Source organism: Nocardia goodfellowii (genome assembly GCF_017875645.1).
Lineage (GTDB): Bacteria > Actinomycetota > Actinomycetes > Mycobacteriales > Mycobacteriaceae > Nocardia > Nocardia goodfellowii.
In genome coordinates this window covers 2949250-2963950 of record NZ_JAGGMR010000001.1, presented here as the reverse complement: position 1 = coordinate 2963950, position 14701 = coordinate 2949250, and the positions used below count along the sequence as shown (strand labels likewise).

General features: G+C 68.3%; 18 protein-coding genes and 1 pseudogene. 7 read left to right on the top strand and 12 right to left on the bottom strand.

Going from position 1 to position 14701, the window contains the following annotated elements:
• Positions 1-180: 180 nt before the first annotated feature.
• Together BJ987_RS13270 and BJ987_RS13265 are read right to left on the bottom strand one after the other, a co-directional pair.
• Positions 181-942 carry an MBL fold metallo-hydrolase gene (locus BJ987_RS13270; protein ID WP_209888909.1) on the bottom strand — a complete coding sequence of 254 codons (762 nt, stop codon included), beginning with the start codon at positions 940-942 and terminating at the stop codon, positions 181-183.
• A gap of 33 nt (positions 943-975) precedes the next feature.
• Positions 976-1884 (bottom strand): NADP-dependent oxidoreductase, encoded by a 909-nt coding sequence (locus BJ987_RS13265; RefSeq protein ID WP_209888905.1) that lies wholly within the window; start codon positions 1882-1884, stop codon positions 976-978.
• Positions 1885-2028: 144 nt separating this feature from the next.
• On the opposite strand from BJ987_RS13265, the gene BJ987_RS13260 reads away from it, so the two are divergent.
• Together BJ987_RS13260 and BJ987_RS13255 are read left to right on the top strand one after the other, a co-directional pair.
• Positions 2029-2232, top strand: a complete 204-nt coding sequence (locus BJ987_RS13260) for a hypothetical protein (RefSeq protein WP_209888902.1) — start codon at positions 2029-2031, stop codon at positions 2230-2232.
• A gap of 57 nt (positions 2233-2289) precedes the next feature.
• Positions 2290-3060: an SDR family NAD(P)-dependent oxidoreductase gene (locus BJ987_RS13255; protein ID WP_209888899.1), complete on the top strand. Its 771-nt coding sequence runs from the start codon at positions 2290-2292 to the stop codon at positions 3058-3060.
• A gap of 12 nt (positions 3061-3072) precedes the next feature.
• Here the strand turns inward: BJ987_RS13255 and BJ987_RS13250 are convergent, their stop codons facing one another.
• The 4 genes from BJ987_RS13250 to BJ987_RS13235 form a co-directional block, all read right to left on the bottom strand.
• Positions 3073-3888 (bottom strand): RNA polymerase sigma factor SigF, encoded by an 816-nt coding sequence (locus BJ987_RS13250; protein ID WP_209888896.1) that lies wholly within the window; start codon positions 3886-3888, stop codon positions 3073-3075.
• A 60-nt stretch (positions 3889-3948) separates the two neighbouring features.
• On the bottom strand, positions 3949-4389 hold the full coding sequence (locus tag BJ987_RS13245; protein ID WP_209888893.1) for an ATP-binding protein: 441 nt from the start codon (positions 4387-4389) through the stop codon (positions 3949-3951).
• Between the two features lie 86 nt (positions 4390-4475).
• Positions 4476-5375, bottom strand: coding sequence for a DUF8176 domain-containing protein (locus BJ987_RS37240; RefSeq protein WP_245365940.1), 900 nt, complete (start codon positions 5373-5375; stop codon positions 4476-4478).
• A 331-nt stretch (positions 5376-5706) separates the two neighbouring features.
• Entirely contained in the window at positions 5707-6666 is a 960-nt protein-coding gene (locus BJ987_RS13235) for a DNA polymerase domain-containing protein (RefSeq protein ID WP_209888889.1), read from the bottom strand.
• A gap of 107 nt (positions 6667-6773) precedes the next feature.
• Between BJ987_RS13235 and BJ987_RS13230 the strand changes: the two genes are divergently transcribed.
• Entirely contained in the window at positions 6774-7034 is a 261-nt protein-coding gene (locus tag BJ987_RS13230; protein WP_209888886.1) for a hypothetical protein, read from the top strand.
• Between the two features lie 141 nt (positions 7035-7175).
• The gene (locus BJ987_RS13225; RefSeq protein ID WP_209888883.1) at positions 7176-7547 is read left to right on the top strand and encodes a cupredoxin domain-containing protein; all 372 of its coding nucleotides are present in this window, start codon (positions 7176-7178) and stop codon (positions 7545-7547) included.
• 7 nt (positions 7548-7554) lie between these two features.
• Here BJ987_RS13225 and BJ987_RS13220 read toward each other — a convergent pair whose 3' ends face one another.
• The 6 genes from BJ987_RS13220 to BJ987_RS13195 all read right to left on the bottom strand — a co-directional run bounded on the left by BJ987_RS13220 (position 7555) and on the right by BJ987_RS13195 (position 12138).
• Entirely contained in the window at positions 7555-8877 is a 1323-nt protein-coding gene (locus tag BJ987_RS13220; protein WP_209888880.1) for a hypothetical protein, read from the bottom strand.
• Positions 8874-9269, bottom strand: a complete 396-nt coding sequence (locus tag BJ987_RS13215; protein ID WP_209888877.1) for a hypothetical protein — start codon at positions 9267-9269, stop codon at positions 8874-8876. Before BJ987_RS13215 ends, BJ987_RS13220 begins: the two co-directional genes overlap by 4 nt.
• Entirely contained in the window at positions 9266-9439 is a 174-nt protein-coding gene (locus BJ987_RS13210) for a hypothetical protein (protein ID WP_209888874.1), read from the bottom strand. The genes BJ987_RS13215 and BJ987_RS13210 overlap by 4 nt, the downstream gene beginning before the upstream one ends.
• Positions 9436-11298, bottom strand: coding sequence for a hypothetical protein (locus BJ987_RS13205; protein ID WP_209888871.1), 1863 nt, complete (start codon positions 11296-11298; stop codon positions 9436-9438). Before BJ987_RS13205 ends, BJ987_RS13210 begins: the two co-directional genes overlap by 4 nt.
• 96 nt (positions 11299-11394) lie before the next feature.
• A complete protein-coding gene (locus BJ987_RS13200) occupies positions 11395-11655 on the bottom strand; it encodes a hypothetical protein (RefSeq protein ID WP_209888868.1) in 261 nt (86 codons plus the stop codon).
• Between the two features lie 132 nt (positions 11656-11787).
• Positions 11788-12138: an MmcQ/YjbR family DNA-binding protein gene (locus BJ987_RS13195; RefSeq protein WP_209888865.1), complete on the bottom strand. Its 351-nt coding sequence runs from the start codon at positions 12136-12138 to the stop codon at positions 11788-11790.
• A gap of 34 nt (positions 12139-12172) precedes the next feature.
• Here BJ987_RS13195 and BJ987_RS13190 point away from each other — a divergent pair.
• The 3 genes and pseudogenes from BJ987_RS13190 to BJ987_RS13180 form a co-directional block, all read left to right on the top strand.
• Positions 12173-12631: pseudogene (locus BJ987_RS13190) on the top strand (NUDIX hydrolase); the annotation flags it as partial.
• A gap of 45 nt (positions 12632-12676) precedes the next feature.
• On the top strand, positions 12677-13135 hold the full coding sequence (locus BJ987_RS13185; protein WP_209898300.1) for an SRPBCC family protein: 459 nt from the start codon (positions 12677-12679) through the stop codon (positions 13133-13135).
• 73 nt (positions 13136-13208) lie between these two features.
• Positions 13209-14651 (top strand): MFS transporter, encoded by a 1443-nt coding sequence (locus BJ987_RS13180; protein ID WP_307869593.1) that lies wholly within the window; start codon positions 13209-13211, stop codon positions 14649-14651.
• Positions 14652-14701 lie beyond the last annotated feature (50 nt).

Here is a 14701-nt window from a genome sequence, read left to right as displayed (position 1 = left end):
GCCAACGACGGTATCGAAGAATCACGGAATGGTCACGCCATGATTCCGAATGGATGTCCGGACCGAATTTCGGACATTCCGGCATCGGCGCAAGTCGCCACGCGTGGCGTGGAAATTACATGTTTGTTGTTATCAGTGCGTTATGTGGACGAGATCACTACGAGATCGTGAGCCAGCGCACTAGATTACGAAGGTACGGCCAGGCGCGGCGTGGGCGATCGGCCCTCGGTAATGCCCGCCGGCGCGCCTGACCGCGTCCTCCGGAGTGAGAAACCGGCTGACATGCGTCAGAACGAGCTGCCGCACCCCCGCCGCCGCGGCCGTGCGGCCCGCGTCCTCGGGTGCGCAGTGCACCGCGGGGCCCTCCGACGGAGAGCCGTCCGCCTCACACAGCAGCAGATCGCAACCCGTGGCCAACTCGGTCAGGGCGGCACACGGGCCGGTATCCCCCGAGTAGGCGAGCGCCTTACCACCCGTCTCGATCCGGGCCCCGAATGCGGGCATACCGTGCTCCACCGCCGCTGCCCGGACGGTCAGGCCGCCGACGTGGGCTTCATCGCCGTCCCGCAGCTCGTGTACCTCGAACGCCGCTTCGACGGGACTGCGCACCGGTCCATTGGTCAGGAAGCTCGCCAGGCGGTCGGCGATACCGGGCGGACCGTAGAGCGGGAGGGGCGCGGTCAGCCGCACGTCCGCGTAGCGCAGGCCGTAATAGGCGGTCAGCAGGTCCGCACAGTGATCGGCGTGCAGATGCGAGATCCAGATCGCGTCCAGCTCGTCCAGGCGGGTGTGGCGCTGGAGCCGAGCCAGCGTGCCGGTGCCCGCGTCCAACCACAGGCGGGTCCGCGCATGGCTCACGAGGTACCCGGAACAGGCGTTGTCGACGGCCGGATAGGGCGTCGCACTACCGAGTACGGTCAGAACAAGATCGCCGGCGCTCATCCTGGGAGCTTAGGAGGGCGTGCGCGCCCGTGCTCAATTGATCAGCAGGACAACCTTGCCCGATCCGTGCCCGTGCTCCATCTCGCGCTGGGCGAGCGCGGCTTCCTCCAACGTGAACGCGCGCGCGGGCGCGGGCAACCGGAACTCACCGGTGAGCACGCGCTCGGCGACCTGTTCGGCCAATTCGACGGGACGCGGACCGGGCGAGCCACTGGCGAAGGTGACGCCCAGTTCGCCTGCGGCCGGGTCGGCGATGGTGACGATCCGGTCGGTGCCGCCGCGCAGTTCGATAGCCGCGGGCAACCCGCCCTGTCCGGCATCGAAGACGGCGTCGACACCGTGCGGCGCGACCGCCCGGACTCGATCGGCGAGCCCGTCCCCGTAGGTGGTCGGTATGGCGCCCAGTCCGCGCACCAGCTCCTGATTGCGCGCCGAGGCCGTACCGATGACGACCACGCCCTCGGCACGGGCCAACTGCACCGCCATCGAGCCGACCGCACCCGAGGCGCCGTTGACCAGCAGCGTCTCCCCCGCCTGCACCTTCAGCATGTCCAGCACCTTGGCGGCAGTACTCACCGCGACCGGCAGCGCGACCGCGTCGGCCCAGTCCAGCCCCTCGGGTTTACGCGCCAGCGCGCTGCTCAGCGCGTATTCCGCGTAGCCACCGCTGCGCGCCCACCCGAATACCTGATCACCGATGGCATGTCCGTGTGCGTCGGGTCCGAGCGCGTCGACGAAGCCGGCGATCTCACTGCCGGGGAACTGCGGGAACTTCGGTTCCCCGAAAACCAGGGCACCGGACCGCATCTTCCAATCCGCCGGATTCACCCCGGCCGCCCGCACCGCCACCCGAACCTCGGCGCCGGTCGGTTCCGGCACCGGCGCCTCGACAACCCGCAGTACCTCCGGCCCACCGAATTCGCTGTACGCAATTGCCCGCATACCGCCCACCCTAGGCCCCGGGCCCGACTTTGGACCGCGCAACACGGAGCCGTTCCCAATCCCCTTGGCCTGGTGAGCTTTACGTTCGCTTGCCGGGTATAACTACGCGTGCCCCGCCGCGCGGTTCGCGCCTAATCTGGGCCCATGCAGATCCCCCGCCGGAACTCCGATGCCAATGACGCCCGGATCCGGAACAGCGACACCGACCCGATCGATTTCGACTTCTCCTATCCGCCCGCGGTTTTCGTCCCGGAACAGCCCGCGCGGGCGCACGATCGACTCGGTGCGCGGCAGCGCGCCCGCGACATCTATCGGGGCCGGTTCCAGTGCGAGCGGACGGTGTCCTGAACGACACACCCACCCAAGCACTTGCTTGGTTGGAGCCTGTGGGCCGACAATGGCCCGATGGATGATTTCGCGCACCGCCCGGGCGCCGCGCTCGTGCTCGGCGCCAGCGGTGGTCTGGGTCAGACGATCACCCGGATGCTGCTCGAGCGCGGCAGCCACGTGGCGATGACCTACTTCCGCTCGGCGGGCCCGCTGGAACCACTGCGGGCCGTCGCGAAGGAGCACGACCGCACCGCGAAAGCCTGGCAACTCGACCTGTCCGATGCCGCGCAGACCGCCGAAGTCGTCACCGAGACGGCCGCGGCGTTCGGCGGCATCCACACCCTCGTCTACGCCGCCGGCCCGCACGTGCCGATGGTGCATCTGAGCAAGGTCACCCCGGCCGACTTCCGGCGCCAGCTCAGTGCCGACACCGCGGCCTTCTTCAATGCCGCGCACGCCGCGCTGCCGCACCTGCGCGCCGTTCAGGGCACCATCGTCGCGGTGACCACCGCCGCCACCGCTCGATTCCCGGTGCGCGACAGCCTGTCCAGCGCGCCCAAGGCCGCGGTCGAGGCCCTGGTGCGCGCTATCGCCGCGGAGGAAGGCCGGTTCGGAGTCCGCGCCAACTGTGTCGGACCCGGCATGACCACCGACGGAATGGCGGTGCGGCTGTTCGCCTCCGGCGAGTTCGACGAGCACGCCCGGGAGATCGCACGCGGCAATATCCCGCTGGGCCGCTTCGGTGACGCCGAGGACATCGCCGAAGCGGTCTGCTTCCTCGCCTCCGACCGCGCGGGCTATATCAGCGGTCAGAAGCTGGACGTGGACGGCGGCTACAGTGCCTGAGCCCACCCGGCGCTAATCCTTCAGCGCCTGCTCCCGCAGCGAGTTCAGCGTCTTGGACAGGATCCGCGACACCTGCATCTGGGAGACGCCCAGTTGCTCGGCGATCTCGGTCTGCGTCTTGGACTCGAAGAACCGCAGGATGAGTACCTTGCGCTCGCGCTCGGGCAGTGCCGCGATAAGCGGCTTCACCGCGAGGTAGTCCTCCACATTGCGGTATTCCGGGTCGTCCGTGCCGAGGGTGTCCATCGGGGTGAGCGGACTGTTGTCGTCGTCTTTGTCGGTGGCGGCGTCGATCGGCGAGGTCTGGTACGCGTTGCGCGCGATCAGCGCCTGCGTCACCTCGACCAGGTCGGCCTCGAGCTCCTCGGCGATCTCGCTGGCCTTCGGCATCCGGCCCAGCCGCTGCGACAGCGTCTCAACGGCGGGGCCGATGAGCTGCTGAATCTCCTTGAGCCGTCGCGGAACTCGCACCGCCCAGGCGTAATCGCGGAAGTGCCGCCGGACTTCGCCCATGATGGTTGGAATCGCGAAGGACAGGAACGACGCGCCGTGCGACGGATCGAACCGGTCCACGGCCGCGACCATGCCGACCCGCGCGATCTGTAGCAGGTCCTCGAAGTTCTCGCCGCGCCCGGTGAATTTCCGGGCGATGTGCTCAGCCAGCGGCAAGCACCGCCGGATCAGCTCCTCCCGGACCTCGTGCCGGCGCGGATCCGCCTCGTCGAGCGCTGCCAGCTCGGCGAAGAGGGGCTCGATGTTGTCATAGCTGTCGCTGCCGCGTTTGCGGGGTCCGCGGTCGGGGCGAGGCGAATGCGCCTCATCGCTCATCGCTGCGCCTCACTGACGCTCGGCCCCGCGATCCGCGAGACACGCGGGCACATGGTTCGCTCACTTCGTTTGTTCACCGGTGGTTCCGCCTCTGACCCAGGTGAAGACGACCACCGTCGGATAACCGGAAACCGCTGCGTCGAACGGGGTTTGGGCCACCGAGATGGTGTCGGTGAGCGTCTCGATGATGTGCCAGCCGAAATTGCCCTGATCCAGTGCGGTATCGGTAGCCGCGACGCCGGACACCTCGACGGTGATGGCGCCGTCGCGATAGCTGAAACCGGCCTCGATCTCCGACCCGGGCACCGCGCCCAGCATCAGGGCCGTGGCGATCTCGTCCAGGGCGAGCCGGATGTCGGTGACCTCGTCGATCCCGAAATCTGCGATGAGGGTGACGGTTTCGGCGAGCGCGCGCAGCATCGTCAGCTGCTCCAGCTCCGCCGGGACCCGTACCCCGATCGTCGTCGTTCCTGTCGAGGACTCCGAAATCTTCTCGTCCATCCCATCACCGCTCTCTGAGTGGTCATCCGGCGAGCACTGCCGTGGCCACGCCGACCGCGGCGGTCAGCCTACCTCGAGGTGATGGGTCAGGTTGGCGGCGCGATCTTCGTGATGACGATCGCACCGTCGCGCACCCCCACCGTGACGAACTGGCGGTAGGTGCGAACGGAGGCGTCGGGCCGCATATCGGTGATGACGACGTCGAAGCGACCGTCAGGCATCGGGGTGATGAGCACGCAGTGCCGGGTGCCCTCCGGGACCGAGGCGATGCCCTTGTCGATCACCGGGGCCGCGGGTACCGCCGCGTCCGGTGCGGTCAGGGCGCGCGCGGCGGTACCCGAGCGCGTCACGTAGTAGGCGTGCTGGAAGGCCAGGATCGCGTCCGGACCGGTCTCGGTGGAACCGATCCCGTTGCCGCGCACGAACTGTTCGGTGCGAGCCGCCTCACACCCCGGTCCGCCCCCGAGCGCCGCCCCGGCGACCGTGGGCGAGGATTCGCTGGGGCCGGTGGCCTGGGCGGTGTAGACGGCGACGATGGCTACCGCCGCCAGCGAGGCGCCGCTGGCCACCGAGACGACCACCCACGGGTGCCGGGTCCGCTTGCGGTGGCTGTGCGGACGGGTCGCCCGGGCGGGCCACAGCCGCTGGTGCGGTTCGACCCGGCGGGCCGGCAGCGGCTGCCGTGGTTCGATCCGCTGGGGGGCCGCCCGCTGCACCGTCCGGTGCAGCGCGGCCGGCTGCGGCTGGGTGATCTCGTTGGCTGTGGGCTCCAGGGGCTGAGCCGCCGCCTCGCGCTGCTGTAGCCGCCGCTGTTGCTGCGCCTGCTGGTGCAGCGGGATCATCCCCGGCCACAGCGGGACGCCTCGACCGGCATTACCGGCGCGCCCCGCGAACTGACGCGCGCCGGCGCGGCCGCCTGGTTCGGATGCGTACGCCGACGACATGTTCGCCACACTCCCTTGACCGACGCCTTCACGGCGACCCACGGCATCTCCTCAATGCCGTTGCGCAGTACCAACATTGCATAACTCGCCGGGAAATGGGAGGCGAATGGGCGCAGAGAGCCGCACCGCCGGCGAATCTCGGCGGTGCGCAAAACGAAAAACGCTGCCCCGCAACAGATCAGCCACCTCCACGGGTCTCAGTTCGGCAGGCCTTCGAGGCCAGACCTCGGCCAGCACAGCGACCAGGCGGCAAATAGCGGTGGAGCCGAGCACCTCGAGCCGACCGCACCGGGGGTACGACGGTGGACCGAACGGGCGGGCGAACGGGCGGGCGGGCGAACGGACCTCTACCGCGCGGACGGTGTGCCCGCCGCTACGCGTCACCCTTGCTCCGCGCCGCGCGGGCTCGGCGTTTGCCTTCATGCATGGCTTGCACCCGGGCGATCGGAATGGTGTGGCCCTCTTCCAGGAGATCCGCGGGAAGGCTTTGCGGCGCGGGCATTTCGTCGGCCCACGGGTCGCGGTCACCGAGCAGGCCCGGGGCGGTGTGAATGGTGAAATCGGCCGGGGTGACGTCCTCGAGCTCGGACCAGGACAGCGGGAAGGAGACGGGAGCGCCCGGGCGGATTCTGGGGCTGTAGGCGGCCACGACGGTGGCTCCGCCCGCACGCGTGGAATCGAGGAACACCTTGCCCTTGCGGTCCTCCACGATGAAGGCGGTGGTGGCCAGCGCCGGATCCAAGCGTTCGGCGCGGGCGGCGATGGCACGGGTGGCGGCGGCGACGTCTTCGATGGGCAGACCCTCGACCAGCGGGACGAAGATGTGCAGGCCTTTGGCCCCACTGGTTTTCACCGCCCCGGCGAGCCCGTCGTCGGCCAGGGCCTGCCGGATGAGTTTCGCCGCGAGCACCGCCCGGTCGAACGGCTGTCCCTCGGGCGGGTCGATATCGAGGATCAGGTGTGTCGGACCCTTGGCATGGTCGGCGAGCAGCAGGGTGGGGTGGTATTCGATGGCGCGCTGGTTGCCGAACCACAGCAGGGTGCGGACATCTTCGCAGAGCGCGTAGGTGACCTCACGGTGCGAACTCTCCGCCCACACCTTTATCCGCGGCACCCACTCCGGGGTGTACTTCGGCAGGTTCTTCTGCATGAAAGGTTGCTGGCCGGGGCGGATCCGGATGACCGAGAGCGGGCGGTCCCGGAGCTGGCGTACGAGCCGTTCGCCGACGACCTCCAGGTAGTCGATCAGATCTCGCTTGGTCGCCCGCGCGCCGTCGAACAGCGGCTTGTCGAGGTTGGTCAGCTCTACGCCGCCACGCTCTTCTGTGCCCATCGTCCTACCTTTCCCCGCCGCATGGCGCGGGGTCAACCCTGCTGGTTTTGCCGCGCACACCGGGGGTACGGCGTCGGTGTACGACCGATTCACAGGAGGTATCACCAATGACAACCGGCCACGAAACCGGTCAGGTCACGGGCACCGTCGACAAGGACTACAACCTGATCTGGTTCACCGAGCAGTGCTTGAGCAACGCGTTGCGAATGGAGCAGTACGCCCGCGACGCCGAGCGCCAGGGCGACAGCCAGCTGGTGGAGTTCTTCCGTAAGGCGCAGGGCGAGAGCCGCAAGGGCGCCGAGCAGGGCAAGGCCCTGCTGGCCCAGCGACTCGCCGGCGGCGACGGTGGAAAGTTCGGCAGCAACTGAGTCGGCCCGTCGGCCTTCGGCCGACACGGTAGGACTCCATGAAAGGGCTTGGCGCTCCGCCCCTTCGGCGGCCCGCCAAGCCTCCGGGTTTCCAGACGTACCATCGAGGTCAGGGTTCGTCCGAACGCGCAGGAGGCAGCGATGGCTGCACCGAGACACCGGGCCGCTCTCGCGGCCACCACGCTCGCGCTCGCTGTGACGGCGGCCTGCGGCAAATCCGAGCCGTCCGACCCGCCACCGGTCCCGGCACCCGCCCCGGTGCCCACGATGACTCTCACCATCGACAAACTCGGCTACAGCCTCGCGCCGCCGATCCTGCCGGGTGCGGTGGTCACCGTCGTCAACAACGACCTCGTCAAGCACAGCATCACCAGCCGGCGCACCGGCTTTTTCGACTACGAGATCCCGCCGAAGCAAACTCTCACCTTCACCGCGCCCGCGGAATCCGGGGTGCACCCCTTCTACTGCAAATACCACGCGCGCATGGAAACCGCGCTCACCGTTCGCCAGTGACCCTGTCTCACCCGCCGAAGAGTAGGTAGAGGCCGGTGAAGGTGAACCCGACCATCACCAGCATCAGCGCGAGCTGACCGGTGGCGCGGTGTTCGCGGGGCAGCAGCCGCAGGCAGCGATCATGGGCGGCGGTGACGCCGAGAATATGCCCGGCGAGTACCGCGAGCACCTTGAGCGTAGCCAGCACGGCGGGATGGGCGGAGAGGAAGTAGCTGACCTGGTGGTCGGCGAGACCCGCGAGATTCCAGCCGCAGTCGAAGGGGTCGGCGAGCAAAAACAGTGTCGCTTGGCCTTTTTCGACCAGGAAGGTCAAATAGTGGGCGATGAGATACCCCGCGATGATCGGGGTGATGCTGTGCGCGAGCAGACGCGGGAGTGGGATTCGCTCGGCGCGGGTGCGGCCGGGGACGGCGCGGGCGGCGCGGATGAACAGGACCCCGACGATCGCGATGACCGTGAGCAACCCGAGAGTCCGGGTCAGGGTTTCGGTGAAAACCGCTCCGCCGCCGCGGGAATCGAGAAAGTTCTGCCACGCGGGAAGAGCGGAGAGACTGTCGAAGGCGGTAGAGCCGAGCAGAGTCGCGGCCAAGGCCACCGCGCCGGGGAGGACCGGGCTCGCCGCCAGATTGTTCAGTGGGGCGCGTAGAACGGGCGCACCGGCGGTGTCGCGGCCGAACAGGCTCAGGCGGGACAGCAGCGTGCTGTACACCTCGAACGGGTCGGCGCGTTCGGCCCACACCGTGCCGAACAGGGCCAGCCCCGCCGAAGTGAGCACCACGTAGGCCAGCAGCCAGATGCTCACCGCCGTCACCGAACCCGGCTCGGGGGCAGCGAGTTCCAGCCAGACGAAGGCGAACAAGCCGAGGACCGCCGGGCGATATCCCCATGATTCGGGGTAGTCGAGCACCCCTTCGGCTGGATCACGACGCAGCAGCAGGCAAACGAGGCGGTGCAGGGCGCGCAATGGTGAGAGGAGCTTCCAGACCGGACCGAACACCAGCGACGCCGTCATGACGCCGACCCACAGGTAGATGTAGAAGACACCCGGCAGCGGATTGCGTTGCGGGTCGGGCGAACCCAGGACCGCGACGAACCCGAGGAAGATCGCGATCAGCACACTCGGCACCGCGATCGCCGTCCGGACCATCGGCCGATCGAGGATCGTGGGCAGGCGGCGGCCGGGCGACTCGGGATCCAGCCGCGGTTCCCGCCACGCCACCAGCAGGATCGCGAAGGAGAACGTCAATGCCCATGCCGCGCCGATCAGCGCATAGGACAAGGGAATAGGCAGGTCGTCGGCGCCGCCGAGACCGTGGGCGAGCACCGTCACGGACGGACCTGGAGGGTGGTCACGGTCTTGCCGGCGTGGTGCAGTTCCACCTCCACCTGTCCGGGGACGGAGATGGTGAACCGGAACTCCTGGCCCGCCCGCGGTTCGACGGTGAAGGTGTGCGCGGGGTCGGCGTGCACGTGCAACTCATCGGCGGCGTCGCTGTCCACCAGCAACAGAATCGGCTGCCCCACAGTGGCATCGGTGCGGCTGTTCGTGGGAGTAACCGCACCCGAGGCGATTCGGATGGCGACGGTGGTCGCCGCGGCAGCGGTCCCGGTCGCCGACGGCCGATCAGGCACCGTGGCCGGTCCCTCGGACGTCGTCGTACAGCTGGACACCAGCGTCGCCGCGGCGACCACCGCCATCCCCAACGCGGCTTTCGAGCTCATCGTTCCTCCTCCTCGGCCCGCGCTTCCGGCGACTCACTGCGCTCCGCCCGCCGGTCACGCATGGCGATATAGACGACCACCCCGACGATCGCGAACGCGGGCGCGAACGCCGGAATGGCCAGCAGCGCCGAATGATCGGCCAGGACATCAACTCCAGGCTCGTACCTCATCGACGAACCAGATCCGCCGACTCCGGCTGCGCGGTGCGCCGATAGGCGAGGTTGACCCGGGCCGCGCCCCAGGACAGCGCCCAGATCAGGATCAGCGAACAGGCCAGCACCAGCAACGACGCGGTCGGCATCAGCCAGGACGGACTGTCGAAAGTCCGTTCCCGCTGCAGCACGGTCACTTCACTCACGAACGGCCGGGTGAACTCGTTGTCCGCCGCGACCTCCGTGGCGCCGATACCGGGGTCGTTCGGCATGAACACCGGCAGCGCGGTCAGCGTGCGGCCGTCCTGCAGGCGCAGCACCGTCTTCCAGGTGCCGGAGACCGGAACAGGTTTCGTGCTCACATAGTGTCCGGGTCCGACCCGACGCAGATGATCGACCACCAAACCCCGCCCGGGACTTTCGGTCCCGTCCTCGAGCCAGCGGCCGAGCACCCGGCCGGTCCCGCCCTGCCAGGCCAGCAACTGCAGCCACTCGGGATCATCGCTCACCAGATCGCTCGGCGAGAGCCGGATTTCGGCGGTCACCATCCGGCCGCCGTTGACCGGTTCGGCGTCCTGCAACCGGACGGTCGCGGTGGCGTCGCTGGGCACCTCGTGGCGCAGGCCGTTGGCGGTCGCGATGGCCGCGACCAGCACGGCGCCGATCACCAGCGCCCGCCGGATCGGTGGCCGCGGTAGCTGTTCGCCGCGCAGGACCATGCCGAGCAGCGCGCCCACCGCACCACCGGCGATACCCACCGGCACCGCCATGGCCAGCAGTTCGGGCCACATCGATGTCGGCCACGGATCGACGAACATCCAATCGACCCACCAGGATTCGAGCCAGAGCCCCACGGTGGCAGCCACCAAGCCGGTGACCGCGCCCCACCACACCGGTTTGCGGATCAGCGGCAGCAAGGCCAGCAACTCCACCACCACCGCGATGCCGAGGTAGAGCGGGAAGACGTTGTACGGCGCGCCGAGTCCCGGGCCGACGATCACCGCGATGATCCCGCGCACCAGGAACGCGAACACCACCAGGACCAAGGTGGAACCGCGGCCCAGCGTGTACCGCGCCGACACCAGGGCGACGGTGGCGGCCGCCACGATCAGCATCGGCTGTAGGACCAACCGGAATTGCGGGACGCCGAAATCGAATTCGACCTGGAACACCGACAGACCGATCACCAGGCCGCCGAAGGCGAAACTGCGCAAGGTCCACATGAATGTGCCGTCGGCGCGGTCCGGGTCCGGCTTGTCCAGTCGCCCTTCGAATTCCAGCAGCAGCACACCGATCAGCGACAGGCCCGCGCCGCCGATCAACATCAAATGCGTAGGGCCCCAGAGCGTTACGTCCTGACCGAACAACCGGTGCCAGATATCGTCGAGCGGGAACCCGATCAGCGCGTACAAACCCGCGCCCGCCATCAGCACTCCGCCGACCGGCGCGTGCCAGTTCCGGGTGATCCGGATCGCGGCCGGGCCCGGTTTCTCGTCCAGCGGCAGGATGATCGCCAGCATGCCCGCGATGAACAGGAAGAACAGCCCCACCATGATGAAGTAGTGCGCCGGGTTCGCCAGCGGCCCCTCATCGCGGCCCTGCCCGATGTGCAGGCTCACGTCCCAGATGAAGCCGAGCATCGCCGTCAAGATCGTGGTGATGAACACCGCGAGCGGCAAGGCCACCCAGCCCGGCCGGTTGCCCAGCCGCCCGAGGCGGTCCGCGGCGTTCTTCAGCCAGGTGATCCGCCGGGTCCGGTGCAGGTAGGCCACCCACATCAACCCCGCCGCGATCAGGGTCGCCGCCCCGGTCAGTATCAGCACTTGATCCAGCGCGGCGCCGCCACCCTCCGGTCCGCGCGCGAGTACAGGCCCCATCTTGAACCGCTCTTTCTGTAACCCCGAGTCTCTTATAAAACTGTATGCCCTCTATCCGAGTCGATATGCACCGGACTCCAGACCTGGCGGAAACGGTCAGAACAGCGCGTCGAAACGGGCCGCCAGCTCCGGATACGAATCGGCCCACCCACTCGAGATGGCGAGCTCCTGCAGCGGCCCGGTCGGCGCGAACAACACGACCAACGTGCGCGGCCTCGCCCCCCGCTCCACCTCCGCGACCAACCCATCGAACTCCGCGAGCGCCCCCTCGGCATCCTCCCAAGTGGACCAGGAGAAATCATTGTCCGGCAGCACCATGTACCGCCGCGTCGCGGCCAACACCTCCAGCAGAGTCATCCACCGAGACTACGAGCCGACTATGACACCCTGCGAAACATGAAGCGCCACATAGAATTCGGCTCGTACCGGGACCACCTGACGGGGGCGGCCGGGCTCAGCGAGCACGTCATCGACCGGCTACGGTCCCGCCTATTGCGGCCCTGAACCGCTCTCGCTCAGCAAGCGGGGTGGGGCGGCCTGTTTCCAGGAGTCGAGCACGATGGCCTCCAGTTCGGCTCGGTCGTCCAGGGCGGACAGGCGGACGCGGACCCAGGCGTTGTTCGCTTCGTGGGTCGCGATCCAGAATTTGGTGGGTTCGGCGCGGACCAGTTCGTCGCGTTCCAGGATCGGGCAGCGGACCGCCATCGAGGTTTCCGACTCCGGCAGGGTCAGGAACAGTTTCCGGGCGACTTTGAAAATCGGCATGCCCCAGGCGAAGTCCTCGGCCGTTTCCGGCAGCGACAGCGCGACAGCACGAACATCATCCCCAGTGGCACTCACAACCGCATCTTGCCAACCGCTCTACTGTCGTCGCATGGCGACTCCTGAGTTCATCCGAAAGCTGCGCGCGACGGCGGGACAGCAGTTGCTCTGGATGCCCGGGGTAGCGGCGGTTGTTTTCAATGACGATGGCCGGGTGCTGCTGGGCCGTCGCGCCGACTCCGGGCGCTGGACAGTGATCGCGGGCATCCCGGAACCCGGCGAGCAGCCCGCCGCCTGCGCCGTACGAGAAGTGTTCGAGGAGACCGCCGTACACTGCGTCCCGGTTCGCATCGCGCACGTCCGCGCCCTGCCGCCGCACACCTATCCCAACGGTGACATCTGCCAATTCATGGATATCACTCTGGTCTGCCGGGCCGTCGGCGGCACCGCGCGCGTGAACGACGACGAGTCGCTCGAGGTCGCCTGGTTCGCCCTCGACGAGCTACCGGACCTGTCACCGCACGAACACCTGCGCCTCGAACACGCCCTGGCCGACGGCCCGACCTGGTTCGAACCCGCCCCGCAGGCCGCGCCGCCGCGTGGTTCGATGGGATCCATGACGGACGACATCGACGTGCCCCGGGTAGTCCTCGCCAGCCGGGAGATCTCCGCGCCCGCCGCGGCGATCTTCGAGCTGATCGCGGACCCGGCGCAGCAACCGCGCTGGGACGGCAACGACAACCTCTCGGAAGCGCCTGCGGGCCAACGGGTTCGCGCGGAGGGCGCGGTTTTCGCCATGACCCTCACCAAGGGGCAGGTGCGCGAGAACCGGGTGGTGGAGTTCGAGGAGGGCCGCCGGATCGCCTGGCTGCCCGCCGAATCCGGCAAGGAGCCGCCGGGGCATCTGTGGCGCTGGGAGCTGGAACCGTTGGACGCCAACCGGACTCTGGTCACGCACACCTACGACTGGACCGGGCTGACGGATGAGCAGCGGATGCCGCGCGCCCGCTCCACCACTCCCGACAAGTTGCAGGCCTCGGTGGACCGCCTCGCGGAGCTCGCCGAAAAGTCCTGAGCCGCACCGGTTGCGCGCGCCGTCGGCGGGTATTCGCCCCGAGCAGACCGATGGCGATCGAAGGCGGTGCCCCGTGCGAACCATATCCACCGATATTCCGGCGCGTTTGGATCGGCTGCCGTGGTCCCGCTGGCACTGGACGATTGTGATCGGTCTGGGCTCGGTCTGGATTCTGGACGGGCTCGAGGTCACCGTCGTCGGTAGCGTGGCGGGCCGGCTGTCGGAACCGGGCAGCGGCCTGGCCATCACCGCCGCACAGGTCTCCGGCCTGGCGGCGGCGCTGTATGTGGCGGGTGCGGGCGCGGGCGCGCTGTTCTTCGGTTGGCTGACCGACCGGTTCGGGCGCAAGAAACTGTTTCTCATCACCCTCGCGGTGTATCTGTTCGCGACCGCGATGACGGCGCTGTCGTTCAACATGTGGTGGTTCGTGTTCTTTCGCTTCCTCACCGGATTCGGTATCGGCGGCGAGTACGCGGCGATCAATTCGGCCATCGACGAACTGATCCCGCGCAAATACCGCGGGCGCATCGATATCGTCATCAACGGGACGTTCTGGCTGGGCGCGACGGCGGGCGCGCTGCTGTCCATCGTGGCGCTGAACACGAATCTGTTCCCGACCGATATCGGCTGGCGGTTGTCGTTCGCGCTCGGCGCGGTTTTCGGCGTGGTCATCCTGATCGTGCGCCGGACGGTGCCGGAGAGTCCGCGCTGGCAGTTCATCCACGGCCGGGAGGACGACGCGGAGCGCACGGTCACCGAGATCGAACGCCAGGTGCGCGCGGACACCGGTGGCGAGCTCGAGGATGTCTCCGATCAACGGCTGGAGATCACCCAGCGCCGTGCCACCGGGTTCGGGGAGATCGCTTCGGTGCTGGTGCGGTTGTATCCGAAACGCGCGGCTCTCGGGTTCTCGTTGTTCATCGGTCAGGCATTTCTGTACAACGCGATCACCTTCAATTACGCGCTGATTCTGACGAAATCGTTCGACATCGACAATGGTCGGGTCGGTTACTACTTCGCGGTGATCTGCTTCGGCAATTTCCTGGGCCCGCTGCTGCTGGGCAAGCTGTTCGACACGATCGGGCGCAAACCCATGATCGCGGGCTGCTATATCGGCTCGGCGCTCCTGTTGTTCGGCACCGCATGGCTTTTCCAAGGCGGTCACCTGAGCGCCGTCACACTCACCGCCTGCTGGACCGCGGTGCTGTTCGTCGCCTCCTGCGGTGCGAGCGCCGCGTATCTCACGGTCAGCGAGATCTTCCCGATGGAGACCAGGGCCATGGCCATCGCGTTCTTCTACGCAATCGGCACCGTGGCGGGCGGCGTGGCCGGTCCGCTCGTCTTCGCGAAGCTCGCCGAGGAGGGTGACCCCGGCCGCACCGCGTTGGCGTTCGCCATCGGCGCGACGGCGATGCTGCTCGCCGGGCTGGTGGAAGTGGTCTACGGCGTGCGGGCCGAGCAGCGGTCGCTCGAGGAACTGGCGCGACCGCTCAGCGCCGCCGGATCGGCGGCGTAGTGGGATCCCGGAACCGCGTGCTTTCCCGAGCCCGCCGGCGCGCGACGACG